The sequence below is a fragment of the Pseudomonas sp. NUPR-001 genome, assembly GCF_052147955.1.
In the GTDB taxonomy this organism is placed as follows: domain Bacteria; phylum Pseudomonadota; class Gammaproteobacteria; order Pseudomonadales; family Pseudomonadaceae; genus Aquipseudomonas.
In genome coordinates, this window is sequence record NZ_CP197353.1 from 1,790,886 (window position 1) to 1,814,248 (window position 23,363).

Annotated in this window: 18 protein-coding genes; 1 reads left to right on the forward strand and 17 read right to left on the reverse strand. The window is 62.3% G+C overall.

All coding sequences use genetic code 11. From position 1 onward, the window contains the following. Positions 1–24 precede the first annotated feature (24 nt). From ACP6KB_RS08330 to ACP6KB_RS08405, 16 genes are all read right to left on the reverse strand, one after another. On the reverse strand, positions 25–1,653 hold the full coding sequence (locus ACP6KB_RS08330) for a BatD family protein (RefSeq protein ID WP_442113268.1): 1,629 nt from the start codon (positions 1,651–1,653) through the stop codon (positions 25–27). Then, a complete protein-coding gene (locus tag ACP6KB_RS08335; protein ID WP_442113269.1) occupies positions 1,650–3,368 on the reverse strand; it encodes a tetratricopeptide repeat protein in 1,719 nt (572 codons plus the stop codon). The genes ACP6KB_RS08330 and ACP6KB_RS08335 overlap by 4 nt, the downstream gene beginning before the upstream one ends. Next, positions 3,365–4,441, reverse strand: coding sequence for a vWA domain-containing protein (locus ACP6KB_RS08340; protein ID WP_442113270.1), 1,077 nt, complete (start codon positions 4,439–4,441; stop codon positions 3,365–3,367). Before ACP6KB_RS08340 ends, ACP6KB_RS08335 begins: the two co-directional genes overlap by 4 nt. Then, on the reverse strand, positions 4,434–4,928 hold the full coding sequence (locus ACP6KB_RS08345) for a DUF4381 domain-containing protein (RefSeq protein WP_442113271.1): 495 nt from the start codon (positions 4,926–4,928) through the stop codon (positions 4,434–4,436). Before ACP6KB_RS08345 ends, ACP6KB_RS08340 begins: the two co-directional genes overlap by 8 nt. Next, on the reverse strand, positions 4,925–5,869 hold the full coding sequence (locus ACP6KB_RS08350) for a DUF58 domain-containing protein (protein WP_442113272.1): 945 nt from the start codon (positions 5,867–5,869) through the stop codon (positions 4,925–4,927). The genes ACP6KB_RS08345 and ACP6KB_RS08350 overlap by 4 nt, the downstream gene beginning before the upstream one ends. Positions 5,870–5,873: 4 nt before the next feature. Next, positions 5,874–6,833: an AAA family ATPase gene (locus ACP6KB_RS08355; RefSeq protein ID WP_442113273.1), complete on the reverse strand. Its 960-nt coding sequence runs from the start codon at positions 6,831–6,833 to the stop codon at positions 5,874–5,876. 204 nt (positions 6,834–7,037) lie between these two features. Next, the gene (locus tag ACP6KB_RS08360; protein WP_442113274.1) at positions 7,038–7,970 is read right to left on the reverse strand and encodes a phosphatidate cytidylyltransferase; all 933 of its coding nucleotides are present in this window, start codon (positions 7,968–7,970) and stop codon (positions 7,038–7,040) included. Positions 7,971–7,972: 2 nt separating this feature from the next. Beyond that, positions 7,973–8,593: a lysophospholipid acyltransferase family protein gene (locus ACP6KB_RS08365; protein WP_442113275.1), complete on the reverse strand. Its 621-nt coding sequence runs from the start codon at positions 8,591–8,593 to the stop codon at positions 7,973–7,975. A 15-nt stretch (positions 8,594–8,608) separates the two neighbouring features. Continuing rightward, the gene (locus tag ACP6KB_RS08370) at positions 8,609–9,058 is read right to left on the reverse strand and encodes a hypothetical protein (protein WP_442113276.1); all 450 of its coding nucleotides are present in this window, start codon (positions 9,056–9,058) and stop codon (positions 8,609–8,611) included. Further along, entirely contained in the window at positions 9,055–10,404 is a 1,350-nt protein-coding gene (locus ACP6KB_RS08375; RefSeq protein WP_442113277.1) for a phosphatase PAP2/dual specificity phosphatase family protein, read from the reverse strand. Before ACP6KB_RS08375 ends, ACP6KB_RS08370 begins: the two co-directional genes overlap by 4 nt. Next, entirely contained in the window at positions 10,401–12,158 is a 1,758-nt protein-coding gene (locus ACP6KB_RS08380; RefSeq protein ID WP_442113278.1) for a bifunctional alpha/beta hydrolase/class I SAM-dependent methyltransferase, read from the reverse strand. The genes ACP6KB_RS08375 and ACP6KB_RS08380 overlap by 4 nt, the downstream gene beginning before the upstream one ends. A gap of 10 nt (positions 12,159–12,168) precedes the next feature. Next, entirely contained in the window at positions 12,169–12,792 is a 624-nt protein-coding gene (locus ACP6KB_RS08385; RefSeq protein WP_442113279.1) for a CDP-alcohol phosphatidyltransferase family protein, read from the reverse strand. 203 nt (positions 12,793–12,995) lie between these two features. Continuing rightward, positions 12,996–14,324 carry an MFS transporter gene (locus ACP6KB_RS08390; RefSeq protein ID WP_442113280.1) on the reverse strand — a complete coding sequence of 443 codons (1,329 nt, stop codon included), beginning with the start codon at positions 14,322–14,324 and terminating at the stop codon, positions 12,996–12,998. Between the two features lie 46 nt (positions 14,325–14,370). Next, positions 14,371–15,564 (reverse strand): L-2-hydroxyglutarate oxidase, encoded by a 1,194-nt coding sequence (lhgO, locus tag ACP6KB_RS08395; RefSeq protein WP_442113281.1) that lies wholly within the window; start codon positions 15,562–15,564, stop codon positions 14,371–14,373. Positions 15,565–15,680: 116 nt separating this feature from the next. Continuing rightward, positions 15,681–16,391: a FadR/GntR family transcriptional regulator gene (locus tag ACP6KB_RS08400; RefSeq protein WP_442113282.1), complete on the reverse strand. Its 711-nt coding sequence runs from the start codon at positions 16,389–16,391 to the stop codon at positions 15,681–15,683. A 75-nt stretch (positions 16,392–16,466) separates the two neighbouring features. After that, a complete protein-coding gene (locus ACP6KB_RS08405; RefSeq protein WP_442113283.1) occupies positions 16,467–16,820 on the reverse strand; it encodes a hypothetical protein in 354 nt (117 codons plus the stop codon). A 466-nt stretch (positions 16,821–17,286) separates the two neighbouring features. Here ACP6KB_RS08405 and ACP6KB_RS08410 point away from each other — a divergent pair, with 466 nt between their 5' ends. After that, positions 17,287–22,152 carry an NAD-glutamate dehydrogenase gene (locus ACP6KB_RS08410; protein WP_442113284.1) on the forward strand — a complete coding sequence of 1,622 codons (4,866 nt, stop codon included), beginning with the start codon at positions 17,287–17,289 and terminating at the stop codon, positions 22,150–22,152. Between the two features lie 255 nt (positions 22,153–22,407). Here the strand turns inward: ACP6KB_RS08410 and ppsR are convergent, their stop codons facing one another. Next, positions 22,408–23,226, reverse strand: coding sequence for a posphoenolpyruvate synthetase regulatory kinase/phosphorylase PpsR (gene ppsR / locus ACP6KB_RS08415; RefSeq protein ID WP_442113285.1), 819 nt, complete (start codon positions 23,224–23,226; stop codon positions 22,408–22,410). Positions 23,227–23,363 lie beyond the last annotated feature (137 nt).

Genomic DNA, 23,363 nt, shown 5'->3' on the forward strand with positions numbered 1-23,363 from the left:
CGCATCGGGCGCTACGCCTTGGGGTTATTTGGGGTACAACGGTGGCAGACTGCCGTTTTCGCTGGCGCTCGGCTGGACCTGTGCGGCCGCCGGGATGGTGCCAATGGCACGCCACAGTTCATCGCCTTGCCAATACTGCCCGCTTTCGCTGTAAAGGGCACCGTTGAGACCGTCCAGCGCATCGGACAGCGGCACGAAACGCGCGGCCATATCGGCCAGGGTTTCCGGCTGTTGCCGGGCCCAGGCGTCCAGGGCCTGACGCGTTGCTTGCGGGTCATTGGCCTGGCAAGCGCGCTTGAGGTCGTCAAGCAAGGTGCGTGGGCTCGGCCCGCTCTGCGCGGCGCGCAGCACCGCCGGTTGCGAACGGGCGCGCCACCACAGGGCGAAGCCGAGCAGGGTGGTCAGCGTCATTATTGCCGTGCTCAATTGCCACGGCCACAGTGGCCGGGTGGTGACACTGACCGGGTCGATGTTGGCGGGCTTGTCGGCGCTCAACGCCGGGTTGTCCTGAATCTGCAGGCTGCGTGCCGGTAGGCTGCTGTGCTCAAGGTGGTCTTCGCGGGTGTTCCACCAGAACACTTCCTGCGCGGGCAGTTCCAAGGTGCCGCTGTGGGTCGGCACCAACGCTTCACGTTCTTCGCGGATACCAAGCAAGCCACGGTCGTTGACCTGGTTGCGCAGTTGCGGCTGGTCCGGGTAACGGCGCAAGCCGGTCACTTCGGTGGCGGGCAGCGGCGGCAATTGGGCGCTGGACAGGCCTTCGGCCTGCACGGTAATGGTGCGGGTCAACGAGTCGCCAATCTGGATCTGTTGCTGGCTTGGGTCGGGGCTCCAGTGTTCTTCCAGGCTCAGGTTGCTGGTCGGCAGCCAGGGGGCGTTGGCTGGATAGTCGGCAGGGATCGGGTTGACCGTCAGCACCAATGGGGTGGAGGTGACCTGAACCTGCTTGCCGACTCTGGGGGTGTTGAGTTCCTGCTCGGCATCATTCTGCGCAGCGGTGGCACTGAACACCAGGGCGGGAACGGTGAGATCGCCGCTCTGCTGTGGATAGATCGCGTAGCGCATTTCGATCACGCCGTGGCGCACGCCGTCGATGACTTTTTCAAAGGTGCGCGATTCGCCCAGCGGTTCGACCTTGGCGTTACTGATCTGCAGCGGGCTCAGGCTGCTGTCATCGTACAGCGGCACCGAGTGGTAGATGCTCAGGGTCAGGACGGCCTGGGCCTGTACATAGACTTCGGGTTGATCGAGGCTGGCATCAATGAACACCGGGCCGTGGTTTTCAGTGCTGGGTTGTTCGGCCAACACCTGCAGGCTGATCGGTTCGCTGCGCAGCTCGCCCATTTGCAGCGCTGGAATTTCCACCGTGCCGTTTTGCCGCGGCAGCAAGGTGATGATCCAGCGGGTGCCGCCACTGTTCTGCTCGTCGAGGCTGTTCAGGCTGTTGACCTGACGGGTATCGCGCACTTCGAAACTGGCTTGCAGCGGGCTCAGGTCCGGTTTGCCGAACTGGGTGACATCCTGGGTCTGTAACGTCAGTTCAAGGGTTTCACCGGCATTCAGGCGCGTGCGATCGACGCTGGCGAGCAGCGCGGCAGCGTGCACCTGCAGGCTGAGCAAGAGGCCAAGTAGCAAGACGCAAAGGCGACTCATCGATGGGGTTCCTGATGTTGTTGCTGTTCGTACCAGAATTTACGCCGCAACAGCTCGGCCGGGTTATCCGGGATCTGCCGCAGCCATTGTTCCAGGGCCTGGCGCTGTTCGGCATCCAGCGTGCTTTCGAGTGGTCGCTGCGGTGGCCGGGTGGTTTCTTCGTCATCACCGTTGTTGGCCTGCTGTTGCGCCTGTTCTGTGTTGCTGGCATCGTCTTTGTTCGGCTCGCTGGGTTGCTGTGTGTGCTGCTCGCTGGCCGGGTCCTGGTTGTTCTGGGCACTGCTGCTGGTGTCGGACTGGGTATTGCTGTCGTTTTGCGGGTTGTCTTCGGGCGGTTGCTCAGGTTGTGCCGCCTCGCGCTGTTGCAGCGCCTGTTCGACCAGCGCCTTGTTGCTCAAGGCAGGCTGCATCTCTGGCTGAAGCTCCAGCGCCTGCTCATAGGCATCGATTGCCGCTTCAAGTTCCCCGCTACGGGCCAGGGCATTGCCGCGATTGTAGTGATCGGCCGCGCTGTTGCCTTGGGCGAACAGGCGCGCGGCGCCGTCAAAGTCACCGGCTTCATAGAGGGCCAGGCCTTTCCATTGGCGGTGTTCAAAGTGCTCTGCGGCTTCTTTTGGCCGCTGTTGCTCCAGCAGCCGCTGGCCTTGCTGGTCAGGCCGCAACCACAGGTCGTTGAATTCGAAGGCATAGCTTGGTTGTGGCAACACCAGCAACAGGGGCAGGCAAAACAGCCAGCCACGACGACCCGCGCAGGCGGCCAGCAGCAACAAGGGTATGAGCAGCCAGTAGCCCTGGTCGCTCCAACTGTCCAACTGCAGCGTCTGGCCATCGTCGCGCAGGCTCTTGGGGTTTTCGAACAGGCGCAGACCGCGCAGGTCGAGGTCGTCGATACGGGCGTTGCGGTAGCGCCCGCCGGTGCTGGCGACAAAGGCCTTGAGGCTGGCACTGTCCAGGCGCGGCAGGAGAATGCCGCCCTGGTCGTCTTTGAGGAATTCGCCGTTGGCTTGCTTGACCGGTGCGCCCTCAGCGGTACCGATGCCGAGCATCAGCAGGCTCGGGCCCTGGCGCCCGAGTGCTTGTTTGATGCCTTGGCGCTCCTCGGGACTCAGTGATGAGCCGATCAGTAGCAAGCGGCCCTGGCCAAGGTCGGCCTGGGCCAGCAGCGCCAGGCCCTTGCGCACGGCAAGGTCGGCGCGCTGACCGGGCTGGGGCATGATCGACGGGTCGAGGGCCTCCAGCAGGTTGCGGCTGGTGGTCAGGTCGTCCGACAGCGGCACCAGCGTATGCGCGCTACCGGCGTAGACGATGATGGCGGTCTGGCTGTCGCGGCGGTGCTCAAGCAGGTCGAGAATTTTGCGCCGCGCGCTTTCCAGGCGGTTGGGGGTGACATCTTCGGCGAGCATCTGCGGGGTCAGCTCAAGCAGGATCACCAGCGGGTCGGCGGGACGCTGGCGGGTTTCTTCCAGGCGCTGCCAGCTCGGCCCGACCAGCGCCAGCACGCTGAGCAGCCAGGCCAGGCCCAGCGCGATCCACGGCAGCTTGCTGTCGCGGCCATTGCCACCGCCAAGCAGCACGGCATGAAAACTGGGCGGCAGAATCATCTGCCAACGCCCGGCACGCTTTTGCCGATGCCAGAGTTTGAACAGCAACCAGGCCAGCAGCGGCAAAACCATCAGCCAGACCGGGCGCAGCCATTGCGGCCAGAGCTCAATCATCGCCGTCTCCTCAGGCGCAGGCGTTTGAGCCGCTCACGCCACTGCGGGTGCGGAACCAGAAAGCTGGGTCGGCGCAGCAGGCGTTGCAGGCGGTTGTCCGGCCATTGTTCGTGGAGCACCAGCAACACGCTCAAGAGCAACGCCAGGGCCAGCGGCCAGCTGTATAAAGCCTCGGCTGTGCGGGTCTGGGTGGGTTGCTGGGCAACGGGTTCGAGGCGGTCGAGCGCTTCATCGATGGCCTGCAGTTCCTCGCCATCGCGGGCGCGGAAATAGCTGCCACCGGTCAACTCGGCAATTTCCTTGAGCGAGGCTTCGTCCAGGTCCAGGCTGGGGTTGATCCCGAGCAAACCGCTGGTACCGGAGGTTTCCGGGTCGGCACCGATGCCGATCGTGTAGATCCGTACGTTCTCCTGAGCCGCCAGGCGCGCAGCGGTCAGCGGGTGGATCTGCCCACCGTTGTTGGCGCCGTCGGTCACCAGCACCAGTACCCGGCTTTGCGCCGGGCGCTGGCGCAGGCGTTTAAGCGCCAGGCCAATGGCATCGCCAATCGCGGTGTTTTTGCCGGCAATGCCCACTTGGGCTTCATCGAGGAAAGTGCGTACGGTGCGCCGGTCAAACGTCAGCGGGGCTTGCAGGTAGGCCTGGCTGCCGAACAGGATCAGGCCGACGCGATCGCCCTGACGGGCTTCAAGAAAGTCGCCAAGCAGGGCCTTGACCAAGGCCAGGCGACTGACTTCTTCGTCTTGCCAGTGCATGTCGGGATAATCCATGGAGCCGGAGACATCCACCGCCACCAGCAAGTCGCGGCCGCTGGCCGACACCGGCACGGGCTCGCCCAGCCACTGCGGGCGGGCGGCAGCGAACAGCAGCAACAGCCAGATCAATACAAACGGCGCTTGCTGGCGCCAGGTCGGCAGATTCAGGCGTGCGCGTCGTCCGGCCAGGCCTTCCAGTTCATTGAGAAAACTGACCTTGAGGACCGGCTCGCCGCTGTCGGCAGCCGGCAGCAGCAAGCGCGCCAGCCAAGGCAGCGGCAACAGCAGGAAAACCCACGGCCAGGCCAGTTCAAACATGTTTGCGTATCCAGGTTTCGACGGCCTGATTGAGCCCGGCGATGGCCTTGTCATCAAGTTTGCATTCAGGCTTGTAGGCGCCTTCGACCAGCACCATCCAGCGGGTCAGACCGGCAGCCGGGCAGCGGTTATCGAGAAACGCCAGCCACTGGCGACCGTTGAGGGTATGGCTGTGGCTGCCTGGGTAATGGTTGCGGCACAGGCGCTTGAGCAACGCATTGATGCTTTGCAGCCAGGCACCGGCCGGCTCACCGTTGTAGGGCTTGGGCAGGCGCGCCAGTTCGGCCAGGGCCTCGACGCGGATCGGGTCCAGCGGCAGCTCGGCACGCACGATGGGCTGCTTGCCCGGACGCCAGTGGCGTAAGCGCCAGGCGCCCCAGCCCAGCAGCGGCAGCAACGCCACTAGCACCCACCAGCCAGGCGCCAGCGGCCACCAACTGACCGGTGGCGGGGCGATCAGCGGCTGCAATTGCTCCAGCGGGTTCACTGGCCTTTCCCCGGTCGTTGCGCGTTCAGGTATTCGCGCAGTTGCTCGATCATTTCGCTTTGCGTGCTCAACGGCATCAGCACCACCCGCAGCTTTTGCGCCAGCAGTTCCCAGCGCTCGATGCGTGCTTCGCTCTGTTGACGGTAGCTGCGGCGCAGGGTCGGGTCGAGGGTGTCCAACTCCAGTTGCGCGCCGTGCTGGGCAAAGCGCAGCAAACCGGCGGCGGGCAGGGCATGGTCCAGCGGGTCGGACAAAGGCAGCAGGAGCAGGTCGCAATGGCGCGACAACAGGCTCAGTTGCTGTTCCACCGCCGGGCTCAGGGCGCGCTCGTCGCAGATGATGATTGCCAGGCTGCCCGGGCGCAGCACCTCGCGGGCGCGGCGCAAGGCCAGGCCCAGGCTGTCGGCCTGCGGCTTGGCTTCGGTGTGCAGTGCCTGATTGACCCGCGCCAGGCGGTTGAGCAGTTGCAGCAAACTCTGTTTGCTGCGCCGGGGCTTGATTTCGTAATGCTCGTTGTCGCCAAACACCAGGCCGCCGATGCGGTCGTTGTGGCCCAGGGCGGCCCAGCCAATCAACGCTGCGGCCTGGGCGGCGAGCACCGATTTGAACATCAGGCCGGAGCCGAAGAACAGGCGCTGGCTTTGCTCGACCAGAATGAAGATCGGCCGCTCACGTTCCTCGTGAAACAGCTTGGTATGCGGCTCCTGGGTGCGCGCGGTCACACGCCAGTCGATGTTGCGCACATCGTCACCGGCCTGGTAGACCCGTACCTGGTCGAAATCGACGCCGCGGCCACGCAATTTCGAGTGGTGCAAACCCACCAGCGGGCTGCGCTGGCCGGGCCGGGAAAACAGCTGCACTTCGCGCACGCGATGACGCATCTCGATCAGCTCGGCGAGGCTGATACGGATTCCGGGCGCGGCCAGCAAGCGTTCAGGCATGGCGTCAGGCGACGGCGACGACGTCGAGGATGCGCTGGATCACTCGGTCCTGGTCGATCCCGGCGGCTTCGGCCTCAAAGGAAAGAATGATGCGGTGGCGCAGCACATCGAACAGCACGGCCTGAATGTCTTCGGGGCTGACGAAGTCGCGTCCGGCCAGCCAGGCGTGGGCACGTGCGCAACGGTCCAGGGCAATCGAACCACGCGGGCTGGCGCCGTAGGCAATCCAGTCGGCCAACTCCGGGTCGAACTTGGCCGGAGTACGCGTGGCCATGACCAGTTGCACCAGGTATTCCTCTACCGCGTCGGCCATGTACAGGCCGAGGATTTCCTTGCGAGCAGCGAAGATCGCCTGCTGGCTGACCCGGCGTTCGGGCTTGGCCTCGCCATTGAGCGCTTCACCGCGGGCCTGCTGGAGAATCCGCCGTTCCACCGAGGCGTCCGGGAAGCCGATTTTCACATGCATGAGAAAGCGGTCGAGCTGGGCTTCGGGCAGCGGGTAGGTGCCTTCCTGCTCGATCGGGTTCTGGGTTGCCATCACCAGAAACAAAGGCGACAGCTCGTAGGTGCTACGCCCGACTGAAACCTGGCGCTCTGCCATGGCTTCAAGCAACGCCGACTGGACCTTGGCCGGTGCCCGGTTGATTTCGTCAGCCAGTACCAGGTTGTGGAAAATCGGCCCTTGCTGGAACACGAAGCTACCGGTTTCCGGGCGGTAGATCTCGGTGCCGGTGATATCGGCCGGGAGCAGGTCGGGGGTGAACTGAATACGATGGAACTCGGCTTCGACACCTTCAGCCAGCTCTTTGATGGCTTTGGTCTTGGCCAGGCCAGGGGCGCCTTCGACCAGCATGTGGCCGTCAGCCAATAGCACTATCAGCAAACGCTCGACGAGTTTTTCCTGGCCAAGGATCTGGGTTGAAAGAAAGGTGCGCAGCGCGATCAGCGCCTCACGGTGTTCCATCGTTGACGGTTCCTGGAAAAAAGCCAGGGCGGTCTCTGAGAAGGGGCCCGGGCAGGGGCTCATACTTTAAAGCATCCGGGCCTTGGGCTCCTAATGGCGGCAGGTAAATTTGTGCAAATCGGTAGGAGCGGGCTTGCCCCGCGATTGCGGCGTGTCAGCCCTATTGCATCGCGGGGCAAGTCCGCTCTTACCGCTATTGCTGTCTCAGGTCCACCAATAACGCACCAGATGGAAGAAGATCGGCGCCGCAAAGCACACTGAGTCCAGCCGGTCGAGCATGCCGCCGTGGCCTTCGATCATATGCCCCCAGTCTTTGACCCCGCGGTCGCGCTTGATCGCCGACATGACGATGCCACCGGCAAAGCCCAACAGGTTGATCAGCAGCGCAATCAGGAACGACTGCCAGATGTTGAATGGGGTGATCCACCACAGCGCGCCGCCAATCAGCGAGGCCAGCAACAAACCACCGACAAAGCCCTCGACGGTTTTTGACGGCGACAGGTTGGGGGCGATTTTGCGTTTGCCGAAGAGCTTGCCGCAGACGTACTGCAGCACATCGGAGAGCTGCACGACGATCACCAGGTAGGCGATCAGCAACAGATTGCGGCCCTCGAAGCCGGCGATGTCCAGGGTCAGCAAAGCCGGCACGAACGAAATGCAATACACCGCAATCATCAGCCCCCACTGCACCTTGGAGGCGCGCTCGAGAAAGTGCGCGCTGTCGCCGCCCAGTGAGGCCAGGATCGGCAGGAGCAGGAACACGTAGACCGGGATCAGGATCGAGAACAATCCGTACCAGTCGGCATAAATCAGCAGGTACTGCAGCGGCAGGGCCAGGTAGAACGCCGCCACCAATGCCGGGTAATCGCTGCGCCGGGTCGGGGTCAGGGTGAGGAACTCGCGCAGTGCATAGAACGATACGGCGTAGAACAGCAGGATCACCGCGCCGTTGCCCAGCCAGAAGGCGATGCCGATCACCAGCACCATCACCCACCAGGCATTGATCCGCGCATTGAGGTTGTCGATCACAGCGTTAGGCGCGGCACGGGTTCGCCACTTGAGCAGGTAGCCGACCAGCGAGGCCAACACCAGGATCGCGCCGATCCCGGCAAACAACATCAGGGTCTGGTTATCCATGTTCAGCAATGCTCCGGGGCCAGTTCGAGCAACGCATCGCGGCTGCGTTGTAAAAATTGCGCTTTGCTTTCACCGTCTTGCAGCTGCAATGGCGCACCGAAACTGGTGGTGCACAGCAAAGGCAATGGCAGCACCCGACCTTTGGGCATGACGCGGTTGAGGTTGGCGATCCACACCGGAATCAGCTGCACCTGGGGGTGCGCTGTGGCCAAGTGATAGAGCCCGCTTTTGAACGGCAACAGGCCGTCCTCCTGATTGCGTGTACCTTCGGGGAAAATGATCAGCGAGTCGCCACCTGCCAGGGCGTCGAGCATGGGTTGCAAGGGGTTGGCTTGTGGGTCGTGGCGCTCACGGTCGATCAGTACGCCATTGAACACCCGATTGATCACATAGCGGCGCAGGGTGCCGGTTTGCCAGTAATCGGCGCCCGCCACCGGCCGTGTGGCTTTACGCAAGGCCGGCGGCAGCGAGGCCCATAACAGGACAAAGTCGCCGTGGCTGCTGTGATTGGCGAAGTAGATGCGTTGTACCGGCTCGGGCCCGCAGCCCAGCCACAGGCTGCGGGCACCGGTGATCGAGCGGGCGGCTGAGGTGATGAGGTGCGCGACCAAAGGTTCGAGCATGTGGATTCCTTATCCTTAAATGGTCCACCACGGGCTGGCCAGCAGCCCGCTCAGGGTCAGAAGAATTTGTGCGCCGAGCACCATTGCCTGGCGGCGCAGCAGGGTCAATGCACCGCGACTGCGGTCCGGCCACGGCCGGTCGTCGCGTTTGCCAGCTTGCAGTCCCAGCGTAGTCAGGGCCTGATCCAGCGCCTGGGTGCGTTCGCTCAGTGTGGCCGGGCTGTCGGCCATGCGTTGAAACAGATCAGCATCGAAGGCCACCCTGAATGCGTAATACTTTTGCATCGCGCCCAGTACCAACAGTGCGCAGCCTATGATCAACAACCAAGGGTTGTAGAGGCCCTGCAACCACGGGGCGAGCCCGAACGCCACACCCAGCAACGACAGGCCGGTGGAGAATTGATCAAGGCTACGTCCGCGGCGCAGCAGGCTGGCCACGCAGTAAAGTTGCATATCCGTGCTCATTCAGCTCCCTCAGGTTTTTTGCTCAGTGGTACCAGGGCCTGACGGTGCGTGGTGTGCAGGACGATGCGCGGGCGTGCCTGTTGAATCATCGCGATGGCCGCCTCAACGCTGCTGGCGCGGCCGCTGTGCAATAGCCATGCGGCAACGGCCGTCGCACTGCGCGAATACCCCAAGGCGCAGCACACCAGTACCGGGCCTTGTTGCTGCAGGCGCTCCAGTGCCTGGGCCAGTTCCAGGCACTGCGCGCTGGTCGGCGCGCTCAGGTCGAGCACCGGCACGCTGTGATAGGCCCGTGTGCCAGGGGCCAGGGGCAATTCTGCGCAGACATCGAGCACCGCCTTGAATGAGCTGTGCCGCAACGCTGCGGTCGTAGGGATGCGCCCCAGCCAGACACCGTCAACGATCTGATCGGGCTGCGGGTGCTTGCGGGTCCACAGCCGTGAATTGATCCAGGCCGCCGCCAGGTACGGCGCCAGCAACCACTGTGCAGCACTGCTTAAATGGCCATCCGGGGCTTTTTGAAAACCGCCGGCACCGAACAGCGCATAGTTCAGCGCCACCAGCAGCAGTGCCGTTGCGGGCCAGAACAGCCACAACCCGCCGCCACCCAGGGTGATGGCTGCCAGGGCAAACAGCCCGGCACCGAGCGCGTAGCGCAGTGCCAGGCGCCAGCGTTGGCGGTCCCGCGTCAGCTGCATGGATTGCAGCATGCCCGGGCGGTCCAGCGGCCACAGCCACACACATAACCACCCGGCCAGGGCGCCAGTGGGCACATCGATGAAGTGATGCTGGTAGGTGGTCAGCACCGACACGCCAATCAAGGCAAACCAGCCATGCACCAGCCAGCGCCACAGGCCCTGGCAGTGCTGGGCGAAGCACACCCACAGCACCACCAGTAGGGCGATGTGCAGTGAAGGGGCCTGGTTGAACGGTTTGTCGAAGCCCGCCAGCACGGCAAACAGCCAGCCGAACACACCGTCCAGTTCTGGCCGCTCGAAGGTGAAGCGCAGCGGCCAGAGCAAGAAGCAACTGACCGCGATCACCTGGGCGGTGAGCAGGCGCAAGGCATGGCGTTTGAGGGCCAGGCGGCTGCGCGGCAGCAGTAGCGAGAAGCCGTAGAGCAGGTCGATGGACCAGTACGGCACGATGCTCCAGGCCCAGAACGGCATGTGCTGCTCCCAGCCGAACACCAGACTGCCGACATCATCGCGCTGGCTGGTAACCCAGGTGGCGAAACCATACGTGCTGAAAAACAGCGGCGCCAGCAACAGCAGCCAGAGTACGGCGGGTTTGAGCAGGCCCGGTTCGCGAGCGGGTAACGGGGCGACGGCGCTCAGGCTCATCATTGCACCCGCTGCGCCAGCGATACGCTGAAGATCCCCCATTCATCGATGCGCTGGGTCACCTTGCGAAAGCCTGCCGCCTCTACCAACTGGTCCATCTCGGCCTGGCTGCGGCGGCGCATGACCCAGGCCTGGCCAGCACGGTGGCTGGTCAGGGCGCGGGCGATCAGTTCCAACTGCGGGTGCCAGGGTTGGCCGGTGTACACCAGATAACCGCCCACTGGCACGGCATCGGCCAACCCGGCCAGGGAGTTGCCGACCATTTGGTTGTCAGCAAACAGTTCATACAACCCGGACACCACCGCCAGCGTCGGCTTGGGCTCAAGGGCCGCCAGGCTCTGGCGGTCGAAGGCGTCGCCTTTGATAAAGCGGGCGATCTCGCCCAGGCCTTTTTCAGCGATCAGCGCGCTGCCATCGCGCACGTTGATGTCGCTGTAGTCGCGCAGCAGGATCGACTCCGGAAGCGACTCAAGGCCCTGTACGGCTTCGAGGATATAGCGGCCATGACCGGCGGCGATGTCGACGATACGCACCGCCTGCTGTTGCTCACGCAACTGGGCGATGGCCAGGCGCAGCAGTTCTTCGACGTGCAATTTGCGTTGGCGGATACCGCGCCAGCCAATCGAGTCGAGGTAATTGCGGTCGATCAGCCGGCCGACAGGGGACAGCCCGGTCGCACGATTGCGGTACACGTAATCGAGGGTGCTGCCCGAGTCGAAGCCGGTTTCGACGCCCAGTTTGACCCCGGCGGACAGTTTACTGCCCAGACCGAGGCTGGCACGGGTGCTGCGCCAGTAAAGGTCGCGCAGGGAATTGCGGGGCAGCGGGGTGGCCAGCGACTCGGCCTCGGCACAAGTGGCACCCAGGCGGTCGGCATCCAACAGCGACGGACGACTCAGTGGCATGGCGAACATGTGCAGGATGAAACGGCGCATGCTGGCCAGCGCCGGTGCGCGGTCTCGTTCGCCGAGGGTGTCGTGGAAAAAGCCCGGCAGAATGTGCTTTTCCTTGTGCACGCTGCCCAGGCGGTCGAAGAACTGCTCCTGGGGTTTGCGGTGCACGACGAAATCGGCGCCGGAGATCAGCAGTTGGGTCGGCACCTGAATGGCCTGGGCGTCGGCCACCACACGCTCGGCGGCTTCGTACAGGCCGAGCAGAACATTGACCGAGATGCTTTTGGTGATCAACGGGTCCTGGTCATAGGAGGCCACACGCTGCGGATCGTGGCTGAGAAAGCGTGCCTTGACGTAGCTGTTGACGAAGAAATTGCCACGCAGTTTGCGCAACAGGGCAAGGCCTGGGCGGGCGAAGGGCACGTACAGCTTGACCTTGAACGCCGGCGAGGCGAGCACCAGGGCGCGGATACGCGGGGCGTAGTCGTGCACCCAGGTCGCAGCGATCACGGCGCCGACGCTTTGGGCGATGACTGCAATGTGCTCTTCGCTGATGTCATGGGCGTCGGCCAGGTGCTCGCAAAAGGTCTGCACGTCGCGGGCGCTGGTGGCAAAGCTTGGGCTATCACCGCGCTCGCCCGGCGACTGGCCGTGGCCGCGGGCATCCCAGGCAAAGAAGTCGCTGTCGGCCAGGTCCAGTTCATCCACCAGGTGGGCGATGCGCCCGGAATGTTCGTGGCCGCGGTGAAACAGCAGAATCGCCTTGCGCGGCTCGTCAGGGTTGGCCGCGGTTGCCGGCCAGTGACGATAAAACAGCTCGACGCCGTCGTGGGTGGTGAAAGTCCGAGCCTGGGATGGGCGCATTGCATTTTCCTTATGCTGATGGAGCGTTTTCCTTGATTTCTTGCAAGCCTTGGCGCACCCGGTTGATCAGGGTAAAGACCAACAGCACGGCGATTGCCGCGAACACGCCGTTGATCCAGGCGGCGCTGAGCCAGCCCAAAGCAATGGCCGCAGCCAGGGCGCCGAGCACGAAGGCACGGTCGCTTTTGCCCATGGGGCCGTCATAGCGGCGCGAGGCACCGACCATTGGCCCGAGCACGCCAGTGTACTCGCTGAATACCGCCAACAGTGCGACCACCACCACGGCAGCGATGCTGACATCGGGAATCAGCGCGAACGGCAGGATCAAGGCACTGTCGGCGACTATATCGCACAGTTCGTTGAGGTAGGCGCCCAGGTGCGATTGTTGGCCGAACTCGCGGGCGAGCATGCCGTCGATGGCATTGAGGCCCATGCGCAGCAGCATCCACACCGGGATCAGGACGAATAGCCAGGTGTGTTGGGCAAACAGGGCAATCAGGCCGCCCAGCAGTACTGAAACCGCACCGGCGAGCAAGGTGATCTGGTTGGCGGTGATGCCGCGGTCATAAAGGCGCTTGACCAACGGGCGCAGGAGGTTCTGGAAGGCAGGTTTGAGTTGGTAGATGGACACCATCGGCGCAGGTCTCGACCGGTCAGAGAAGGGGGCAGGTCAGGAGGGTGCCAGGCGTAAGCGTGCTGCGCCCACCTGGGTGCAGTGTAACCAATAGCCGCGGTAGTTTCATGGATTCCCGGTAGGAGCGGGCTTGCCCCGCGATTGCGGTTTGTCAGACGCATCGCATCGCGGGGCAAGCCCGCTCCTACCGGGAGGATGAGGGATCAGTTCTTGAAGCTGGAGTGCTTGCGACCCTGGTCACACAGGGCAAACACCACCACCAGTACAGCGGCGACGGCGAGGATGATCGCTACACCATCAGTGGAGTGCGTAGCAGAGCTGGCCACCAGCGCCAGGCCACCCAGCGGTGCCAGGCCACCGGCCACAGCGGTACCGATTTCACGCCCGGTGCCAAAGCCCGAAGAGCGGGTCTGGGTCGGGAACTGACGGCTGAGGAACGAACCCTGCGGGGCGAACATCATCGGTGCGAGGATGCCGGTACCGATGGCGATCGCCAGGTAGATCATCATCGGCTCGCCAGTGTTGAGCAAGGCTAGGAACGGGTAGGCAAACAGCACCGAGAAGATCCCGCCGAGCATCAGTACCGTCTTGCTGCTCCACTTGTCGCACAGCCAGCCGAAGAACGGCACGGCAACAATCGCTACCAGGCTGGCAATGGTTACCGACAGCGAGGTGACATGCGCTTCGACGCCTTTGTACTGGGTCAGGTAGGCCAGTGAGAAGGTCTTGAAGATGTAGCTCAGGGCGTTGTAGCCGATGGCAACGAAGAACACCACGGCCAGGCCTTTGAGGTCGTTCTTGAACAGCAGCTTGAGCGGCGACACCTGCGGTTTGTTCGGAGCCTTGTCGAGTTCTTTGAAGTCCGGGGTTTCCGGAATGCTTCTGCGCACCCACAAACCGACGGCTACCAGCACGATGCTGCAGATGAACGGGATCCGCCAGCCGCCGGAGAGCAGGAAGTCGTTGCCGTTCATGGTCAGTACATACACGGTCAGCGAAGACAGCAGCAGGCCCAGGTTAAGCCCCAGCGCCGGCCAGGCACCCTGGCTGCCGCGCTTGCCTTCGCTGGCGTGCTCGTAGGAAGTGACCGCTGCCGCCGACAGCTCGGCACCGGCGCCCAGGCCCTGGATGATACGTACCAGCACCAGAATGATCGGCGCCCAGATGCCGATCGAGGCATAGCTGGGGATCAGGCCGATCAACATGGTGCACACGCCCATCAGGCAGAAGGTAATGACCAGCACCTGTTTACGGCCAAAACGGTCGCCGAGGTAGCCGAACAGGATGCCGCCGAACGGGCGGGCGATAAAACCAATGGCAAAGGTGGAAAACGCCAGCAGCGAAGCCACGGCCGGATTGCTCGGGTCGAAGAACACCTTCGAGAAGACAATCGCTGCCATGGTTGCGTACAGGTAGAAGTCGTACCACTCCAGCATCGAGCCGAAGATGGTGGCAGCAGCGACCTTACGCAGGCGTTTTTTATTCTGTTCCGGGGTTTCTGTCGCGGCCACGGCCGCCTCATGTACCGACATCGGAGGTTTCCTTTTTGTCTTTGTAGTTATCGTGTTCAGCAGGGGTTCAGCGCGCTTTGAAAATTCTGTCGGCGATCATCTGGCCGATCGGAATCGCCGAAGTGGCAGCCGGCGATGGGGCGTTGCAGACATGCACCATGCGCGGCGTTTCAGCGAACAGGAAGTCGTGCACCAGGGTGCCGTCGCGCATCACCGCCTGGGCGCGGATACCCGCTTCGTAGGGCAGCAGGTCTTCGATGTTCAGCGACGGGCAGTACTTGCGGCATTGCTCCAGGTAGCCGCCCTTGAACAGCGAATTCTTCATTTCGGTGGTGCCGGAGCCGAGGTTGGCCCAGATGGTTTTCCAGAAGCCGGGGAACCGTGCGTACTCGGCCACATCGCGCCAGTTCACAGAGAACTTCTTGTAGTTCTCCCGGCCCAGGCCCAGCACGGCGTTGGGGCCAACGGTGACGCTGCCGTCGATCATCCGCGTCAGGTGCACGCCGAGAAACGGCAGCTCAGGGTCAGGAATTGGGTAGATCAGGTGGTTGACGATGTCGTTCTTGCTGGCTGGCAGGCGGAAGTACTCGCCGCGAAACGGAATGATCTGATGGTCGATCTTGACCCCGGCCAGGGCGGCCAGGCGATCCGATTGCAGACCGGCACAGGCCACCAGCTGGCGGGCTTGCCAGACCTGGTCGTCGCTGCTGATGGTCACCGCGTCGGTGCTTTCGACAATCGCACGCACGCTGGTCGACAAGCGTACTTCGCCGCCCGCGGCCTGGATTACCCGGGCCATGGCCTGGCACACCTGCTTGTAGTCGACGATGCCGGTGGCATCGAGAAACAACCCGCCAAGGCCGACGATGTTCGGTTCACGACGCTGCAGTTCGGCGGCGTCCAGACGCTCGACTTTCAGGCCGTTTTGCTGCGAACGCTCGTACAGCGCTTGCATACGCTGCACTTCCAGCGGCGTAGAGGCCACCAGCAATTTGCCGCAGACGTCGAATTTGATCTTGTGCTCGGTGCAAAACGCTTTGGTCGCTTCGGCGCCGCGTTTGCACAGGTCAGCCTTGAGGCTGCCGGGGGCGTAGTAGATGCCTGCATGGATAACACCGCTGTTGTGCCCGGTCTGGTGTTTGGCCAGGCTCGCTTCCTTTTCCAGGATCAGCAGCGAGGCGCCGGGCTGGCGTTCGAGCAGCGCCATGGCGGTGGCGAGGCCGACGATGCCGCCGCCGATGATGCAATAGTCGTAAATCATGCAGGTGTCACCTTGGTTTGTTCTTGTCAGAGAGTCTGCTTATCAGGTTGTCAGACTAAGTCGGTCAAGCAAAAGGCGCTGTACGTCAGCGCCCGTGGGTTACGGCAATTGAGGGTTCAGTTGATGCTTGGCAATTCCAGCTTCAGACGCTTTGCCGAAGCGCGCAGGTGAGCTTCGGCGCAGGCGGCAGCCGCCTGGCAGTCGCCATCGGCAATCGCCTGGTACAGCGCTTGGTGTTCGCGGTTGGCATCTGCCGAGCCACCCACCGAGTGCGCCGCCGAGTTCTCCCAGGCGGTCTTGCGTGCGGCGGCCAATTGGCCGCGCAGAAAATCATGGAAGGCCACGAAGTAATCATTCTTGCTGGCGTCGGCGATGGCGCGGTGGAACTCGACGTCGGCAGCGGCTGCGGCGGCGAAGTCGCTGCGTTTGTCGAGCATCTCCTGCAGGGCTTTGTTCATGCGCGCAAGGTCGGCGGCATCGCGGCGTTGCGCGGCAACCGAGGCGGCCTGGGTTTCAATCCACAGGCGCACTTCGAACATCTGCACCAGGTCGGGCCTGCGGCCCTGGCCGGAAGGAAAGCGAAATACCGTGCCGGTAGGGGTCTGGGAAATGTACGAACCCAGGCCGCGACGGGCGACCAATACCCCATCGGCCTTGAGCTGGGCCACCGCTTCGCGCACCACCGAGCGGCTGACGTTCAGCTGTTCGGCCAGTTGCTGTTCAGTGGGCAGGCGCGACTCGGCCGCCAGGCGTCCGGAATCGATCTCTGCGCGGATGGCTCCGACGACGCGTTCAACCAGCGTATCGGGGCGCTGAAGCTCAAGCATGGGGGTATTGCTCATTAATCAGGTTGTCAGACAATGCCCTTGCCGCCGTTGCTTGTCAAGAAACGGCCTGTGCGCTTACAGCTCGCTGACGTAAGTGCCAGTGCCCTTGAGGATGTTCTGCAGGGTCTCTTCGACCTCGGCCAGGTCGGTGCCGTTGCTGCTCAGGGTGATTTCCAGATGATCGTCTCCACCGAGGGCGTCGACGTCCAATGGCGCAACCTCAATCAGCAGCCGGGTTGCGCTGAGGGTAACTTTCAAGCCTTCGACCGGGGCGTAGTGGTCATCGAGGGTGATGTCCACGCGCTCTTCATCCGGGTAGCGGGTCATCAGAAACATCCGGCCCTTGTCACTGTGGCAGCACAGGGTGGCCATGTTGTCTTCTTCGTCATCGCATGGGGTGGCAAAGAGCAGGGCGGTGGTCAGTTGCATGAGTGGCTCGATCAATAAGTTGAAACACGATTCTGCCAGTGTTCGGCTTGGCAATACATCAATGTGTTCGCTGTCTTTCGCATCCCACCCGTCCGGTGGGAGCGGCGGTGCGGCGATCCGACTTGCCCCGCGATTGCGGTGTGCCTGTCCCATCGCATCGCGGGGCAAGCCCGCTCCTACATGCACCTCAATGACCGAATATGTCGCAGCACCGCAAGCAGGGGCGGGCGCGCTGTCGTTAAGCTGCGCTGTCGATGGTTACCCGTAAAGACACAGCTCCGCCACGAGCAGTCGTTTTTGCAGATGCCCATCCGTGGAACGGGGCAATGTGACTGATGAGTCGTGTTTTGCACCTGTTCCGCATGGTTTTACCGTCCTCCTGCTACGGGTTGGCTATCGTTGATCCGTAGATGGCGGACGTGCGCGACGCTTTACTCAATTACAAAGCCCAAGCGGAGTACCACAGATGGCGTTTTTCACCGCAGCCAGCAAAGCCGACTTCCAGCATCAACTGCAAGCGGCCCTGGCGCAGCACATCAGCGAACAGGCACTGCCACAAGTGGCGTTGTTCGCCGAACAGTTCTTCGGCATCATCTCTCTTGACGAATTGACCCAGCGCCGCCTGTCGGACCTGGCCGGTTGCACCTTGTCTGCCTGGCGCATCATCGAGCGCTTCGATCCCGCCCAACCGCAGGTTCGCGTCTACAACCCCGATTACGAACGTCATGGCTGGCAGTCGACCCACACTGCGGTTGAAGTCCTGCACCATGACCTGCCCTTTCTGGTCGACTCGGTACGTACCGAGCTGAACCGCCGTGGTTACAGCATCCACACCCTGCAGACCACCGTGTTGAGCGTGCGCCGTGGCGACAAGGGTGAACTGCTGGAAATTCTGCCCAAGGGCACCCAGGGTGAAGGCGTTCAGCAAGAATCGCTGATGTACCTGGAAATCGACCGCTGCGCCAACAACGCCGAACTCAACCTGCTGACCCGCGAGCTGGAGCAGGTGCTGGCCGAGGTGCGTGTCGCGGTCGCCGATTTCGAGCCGATGAAGGCCAAGCTGCGCCAGATCATCGAGCTGGTCGAGCAGACCCCTTACCCTGCGGTGCAGGGCGAAAAAGCCGAGGTCAAAGCGTTCCTCGAGTGGCTGGTAGGCAACCACTTCACCTTCCTGGGTTACGAAGAATTCGTCGTGCATGGCGATGCCCAGGGCGGTCAGCTGGTGTATGACGAGCAGTCGTTCCTCGGCCTGACCCGCCTGCTGCGCGCCGGCCTGACCGCCGACGAGCTGCGCATCGAAGATTACGCCGTCACTTACCTGCACGAGCCGTTGCTGCTGTCATTTGCCAAGGCCGCCCACCCAAGCCGCGTCCACCGTCCGGCGTATCCGGACTACGTGTCGATCCGCCAGCTGGACGCCGAAGGCAAGGTCATCAAAGAATGCCGCTTCATGGGCCTCTACACCTCGTCGGTGTACGGCGAGAGCGTGCGTTCGATCCCGTACATCCGCGACAAGGTCGCCGAAGTCGAGCGCCGTTCCGGCTTCGATCCTAAAGCGCACCTGGGCAAAGAATTGGCCCAGGTACTGGAAGTGCTGCCGCGCGACGACCTGTTCCAGACGCCTGTGGATGAAATGTTCAGCACGGTGATGTCGATCGTGCAGATCCAGGAACGCAACAAGATCCGCGTGTTCCTGCGCAAAGACCCGTACGGTCGCTTCTGCTACTGCCTGGCCTATGTGCCGCGTGACATCTACTCCACCGAAGTCCGGCAGAAAATCCAGCAAGTGCTGATGGAGCGCCTGAAGGCCAGCGACTGTGAGTTCTGGACCTTCTTCTCCGAATCGGTGCTGGCGCGTGTGCAACTGATTCTGCGCGTTGATCCGAAAAATCGTATCGATATCGACCCGCAGCAGCTGGAAAACGAAGTCATCCAGGCCTGCCGTTCGTGGCAGGACGACTATGCCAGCCTGACCGTCGAGAGCTTCGGCGAAGCCCAGGGCACCAACATCCTGGCCGACTTCCCGAAAGGTTTCCCGGCCGGTTACCGCGAGCGCTTTGCTGCGCACTCGGCGGTGGTCGACATGCAGCACCTGCTGACCTTGTCCGAGCGCAAGCCGCTGGTCATGAGCTTCTACCAGCCGCTGACCCAGGCCGGTAAACAGCAGTTGCACTGCAAGCTGTATCACGCCGATACGCCACTGGCGTTGTCGGATGTGCTGCCGATTCTGGAAAACCTTGGTTTGCGCGTACTCGGCGAGTTCCCTTATCGCCTGCGTCACGCCAATGGCCGTGAGTTCTGGATCCACGATTTTGCCTTCACTTACAGCGAAGGCCTGAACCTGGATATCCAGCAACTCAACGACACCTTGCAGGATGCGTTTGTCCACATCGTCAAAGGCGATGCGGAAAACGACGCCTTCAACCGACTGGTACTGACCGCCGGTCTGCCGTGGCGCGATGTGGCATTGCTGCGTGCCTACGCCCGCTACCTCAAGCAGATTCGCCTGGGCTTCGACCTGGGCTACATCGCCAGCACCCTGAACAACCACACCGATATCGCCCGCGAACTGACCCGGTTGTTCAAAACCCGCTTCTACCTGGCGCGCAAGCTCACCACGGATGACCTGGACGACAAGCAGCAGCGTCTGGAGCAAGCGATTCTTACCGCGCTGGACGATGTTCAGGTGCTCAACGAAGACCGCATCCTGCGTCGCTACCTGGACCTGATCAAGGCCACCCTGCGGACCAACTTCTATCAGACCGATGCGCAGGGGCAGAACAAGTCGTACTTCAGCTTCAAGTTCAATCCCAAGCTGATTCCCGAGCTGCCTAAGCCGGTACCGAAGTTTGAGATCTTTGTGTATTCGCCGCGCGTCGAAGGCGTGCACCTGCGCTTTGGCAACGTGGCCCGTGGCGGCTTGCGTTGGTCGGACCGTGAAGAAGACTTCCGCACCGAAGTGCTGGGCCTGGTAAAAGCCCAGCAGGTGAAGAACTCGGTGATCGTTCCGGTTGGCGCCAAGGGTGGCTTCCTGCCACGCCGCTTGCCGCTGGGTGGCAGCCGTGACGACATCCAGGCAGAGGGCATTGCCTGCTACCGGATCTTCATTTCCGGTCTGCTGGACATCACCGACAACCTCAAGGACGGCGCACTGGTGCCGCCGGCCAACGTCGTGCGTCACGACGATGATGACCCGTACCTGGTGGTAGCCGCCGACAAAGGCACCGCGACCTTCTCCGACATCGCCAACGGCATCGCCATCGACTACGGCTTCTGGCTGGGCGACGCATTCGCTTCCGGTGGTTCGGCCGGTTACGACCACAAGAAAATGGGCATCACCGCCCGCGGTGCCTGGGTGGGGGTGCAGCGTCACTTCCGTGAACGCGGTATCAACGTCCAGGAAGATCCGATCACCGTAGTCGGCGTTGGTGACATGGCCGGTGACGTGTTCGGCAACGGCCTGCTGATGTCGGACAAGTTGCAACTGGTGGCGGCTTTCAACCACTTGCACATCTTCATCGACCCGAACCCCGAGCCTGCCAGCAGCTTTGCCGAGCGCAAACGCCTGTTCGACCTGCCGCGTTCGGCCTGGAGCGACTACGACACCAGCATCATGTCGGAAGGCGGTGGTATCTTCCCGCGCAGCGCGAAAAGCATTGCCATCACCCCGCAGATGAAAGAACGCTTCGCCATCGAAGCCGACAAGCTGACCCCGACCGAGCTGCTCAATGCCTTGCTCAAGGCACCGGTAGACCTGTTGTGGAACGGCGGTATCGGCACCTACGTCAAGTCCAGTGAAGAAAGCCACGCCGATGTCGGCGACAAGGCCAACGACGCCCTGCGCGTGGATGGTAACGAGTTGCGCTGCAAGGTGGTGGGCGAGGGCGGTAACCTGGGCATGACCCAGCTGGGTCGTGTCGAGTTCGGCCTCAATGGTGGCGCCACCAACACCGATTTCATCGACAACGCCGGTGGCGTGGACTGCTCCGACCACGAGGTCAACATCAAGATCCTGCTCAACGAAGTGGTGCAGGCCGGCGATATGACCGAGAAGCAGCGTAACCAGCTGTTGGGCAGCATGACCGAGGAAGTTTCCGGTCTGGTGCTGGGCAACAACTACAAGCAGACGCAGGCGCTGTCGCTGGCGGCCCGTCGGGCCCGTGAGCGGATTGCCGAGTACAAGCGCCTGATGGCCGATCTGGAAAGCCGTGGCAAGCTGGACCGCGCCATCGAGTTCCTGCCGACTGAAGAGCAACTGGCTGAACGCTTGGCGGCCAACCAGGGGCTGACCCGTGCCGAGCTCTCGGTACTGATCTCCTACAGCAAGATCGATCTCAAGGAAGCCTTGCTCAAATCGCTGGTGCCGGATGACGACTACCTGACCCGCGACATGGAAACCGCGTTCCCGCCATCGCTGGTGAACAAGTTCGCCGAAGCCATGCGTCGCCATCGTCTGAAACGCGAGATCGTCAGCACCCAGATCGCCAACGATCTGGTCAACAACATGGGCATCACCTTCGTGCAGCGCCTGAAGGAGTCCACCGGCATGAGCCCGGCGAACGTCGCCGGTGCCTATGTGATCGTGCGTGACATCTTCCACCTGCCGCACTGGTTCCGTCAGATTGAGGCGCTGGACTATCAAGTGCCTGCGGAAATTCAGCTGACCCTGATGGACGAGCTGATGCGTCTGGGCCGCCGCGCGACCCGCTGGTTCCTGCGTAGCCGCCGTAACGAGCAGGATGCTGGTCGTGATGTGGCGCACTTCGGACCGAAGATCGCTGCGTTGGGTCTGAAGCTTGATGAACTGCTCGAGGGGCCGACCCGTGAGCGCTGGATGACCCGTTACCAGGGCTTCGTCGAAGCGGGCGTGCCGGAGTTGTTGGCGCGCATGGTTGCCGGTACCACGCACCTGTACACGCTGTTGCCGATTATCGAAGCGTCCGACGTCACCGGCCAGGATCCGGCTGAAGTGGCCAAGGCCTTCTTCGCGGTTGGCAGTGCGCTGGACCTGACCTGGTACCTGCAGGAAATCAGCAACCTGTCGGTGGAAAACAACTGGCAGGCCCTGGCCCGCGAGTCGTTCCGCGATGATATCGACCTGCAGCAGCGGGCGATCACCATCTCGGTTCTGCAGATGGCCGATGCTCCGCAAGACATGGACGCCCGTGTGGCACTGTGGCTTGAGCAGCACCGTGTGATGGTCGAGCGGTGGCGTGCCATGCTTGACGAGTTGCGTGCCGCAACCGGTACCGATTACGCCATGTATGCGGTGGCTAACCGCGAACTGGTGGATTTGGCCATGAGCGGTCAGGCGGCAGTGATGCCTTCCTGAGTCTGAGCTGAAACAAAAAGCCCCGGCAATGCCGGGGCTTTTTTTGGGTTCTGCACGGATTTCCGGGGGGGCGGATTGGCTTTGAGGGCTGCGAGCTTATCCTACGCAATACCTCCACTCAGCCTCCTGAAGTCGCAAACTGTGTCGCCTGATCCATCGCAGAGCTGCCTGTAGGGCTTGTCCCGGTAGGAGCGGGCTTGCCCCGCGATCTGGCGCGATATAGCAAATCGCGGGGCAAGCCCGCTCCCACCGGTGTTACTTGAACCGGCGCTCTACGCCTTTTTCCACAAGGATTTTCGCTGCAATCTCTTCCACCGAGAAATGCGTGGAGTTGATGTGTGGGATGCTCTCGCGGCGGAACAGGTTCTCTACCTCGCGCACTTCAAACTCGCACTGGGCAAAGCTGGCATAGCGGCTGTTGGGCTTGCGCTCATGACGAATGGCCGTCAAACGGTCCGGGTCGATGGTCAGGCCGAACAGCTTGTGCTGGTGGTTTTTCAGGGCCTGAGGCAGTTGCAGGCGTTCCATGTCGTCTTCGGTCAACGGATAGTTGGCCGCACGGATGCCGAATTGCATAGCCATGTACAGACAGGTTGGGGTTTTGCCGCAACGCGACACGCCCACCAGGATCAGGTCGGCCTTGTCGTAGTAATGGGTGCGGGCACCGTCGTCGTTGTCCAGGGCAAAGTTGACCGCTTCGATCCGCTCCATGTAGTTGGAGTTGCCACCGATGGAGTGGGATTTACCCACCGAATACGACGAATGTGCGGTCAGTTCCTGTTCCAGCGGCGCCAGGAAGGTCGAAAAAATGTCGATCATGAAACCATTGGAGGTGGCCAGCACCTCTCGGATATCCTGATTGACAATGGTGTCGAAGATGATCGGGCGAACACCGTCCTTTTCAGCGGCGCTATTGATTTGCTGTACCATAACCCGGGCTTTTTCCACGCTGTCGATGTACGGACGCGTGAATTTATTGAACGGAATGGTATCGAACTGCGCTAGAAGACTTTGTCCCAGCGTCTCGGCTGTGATGCCGGTGCCATCGGAGATAAAGAAAGCAGATCGTTTCATTTGCGCCTTGGGCCTTAAGCTGATGACGAATCTTGGATATGATAGGTTCGGTTTACCGAACACGGCGTTCGGCATTCTCACTTATTTTCCAGGTCCAGGCCACAAGCGCCCGGCCAAGCCAGAGTAGGCAGGCGGGC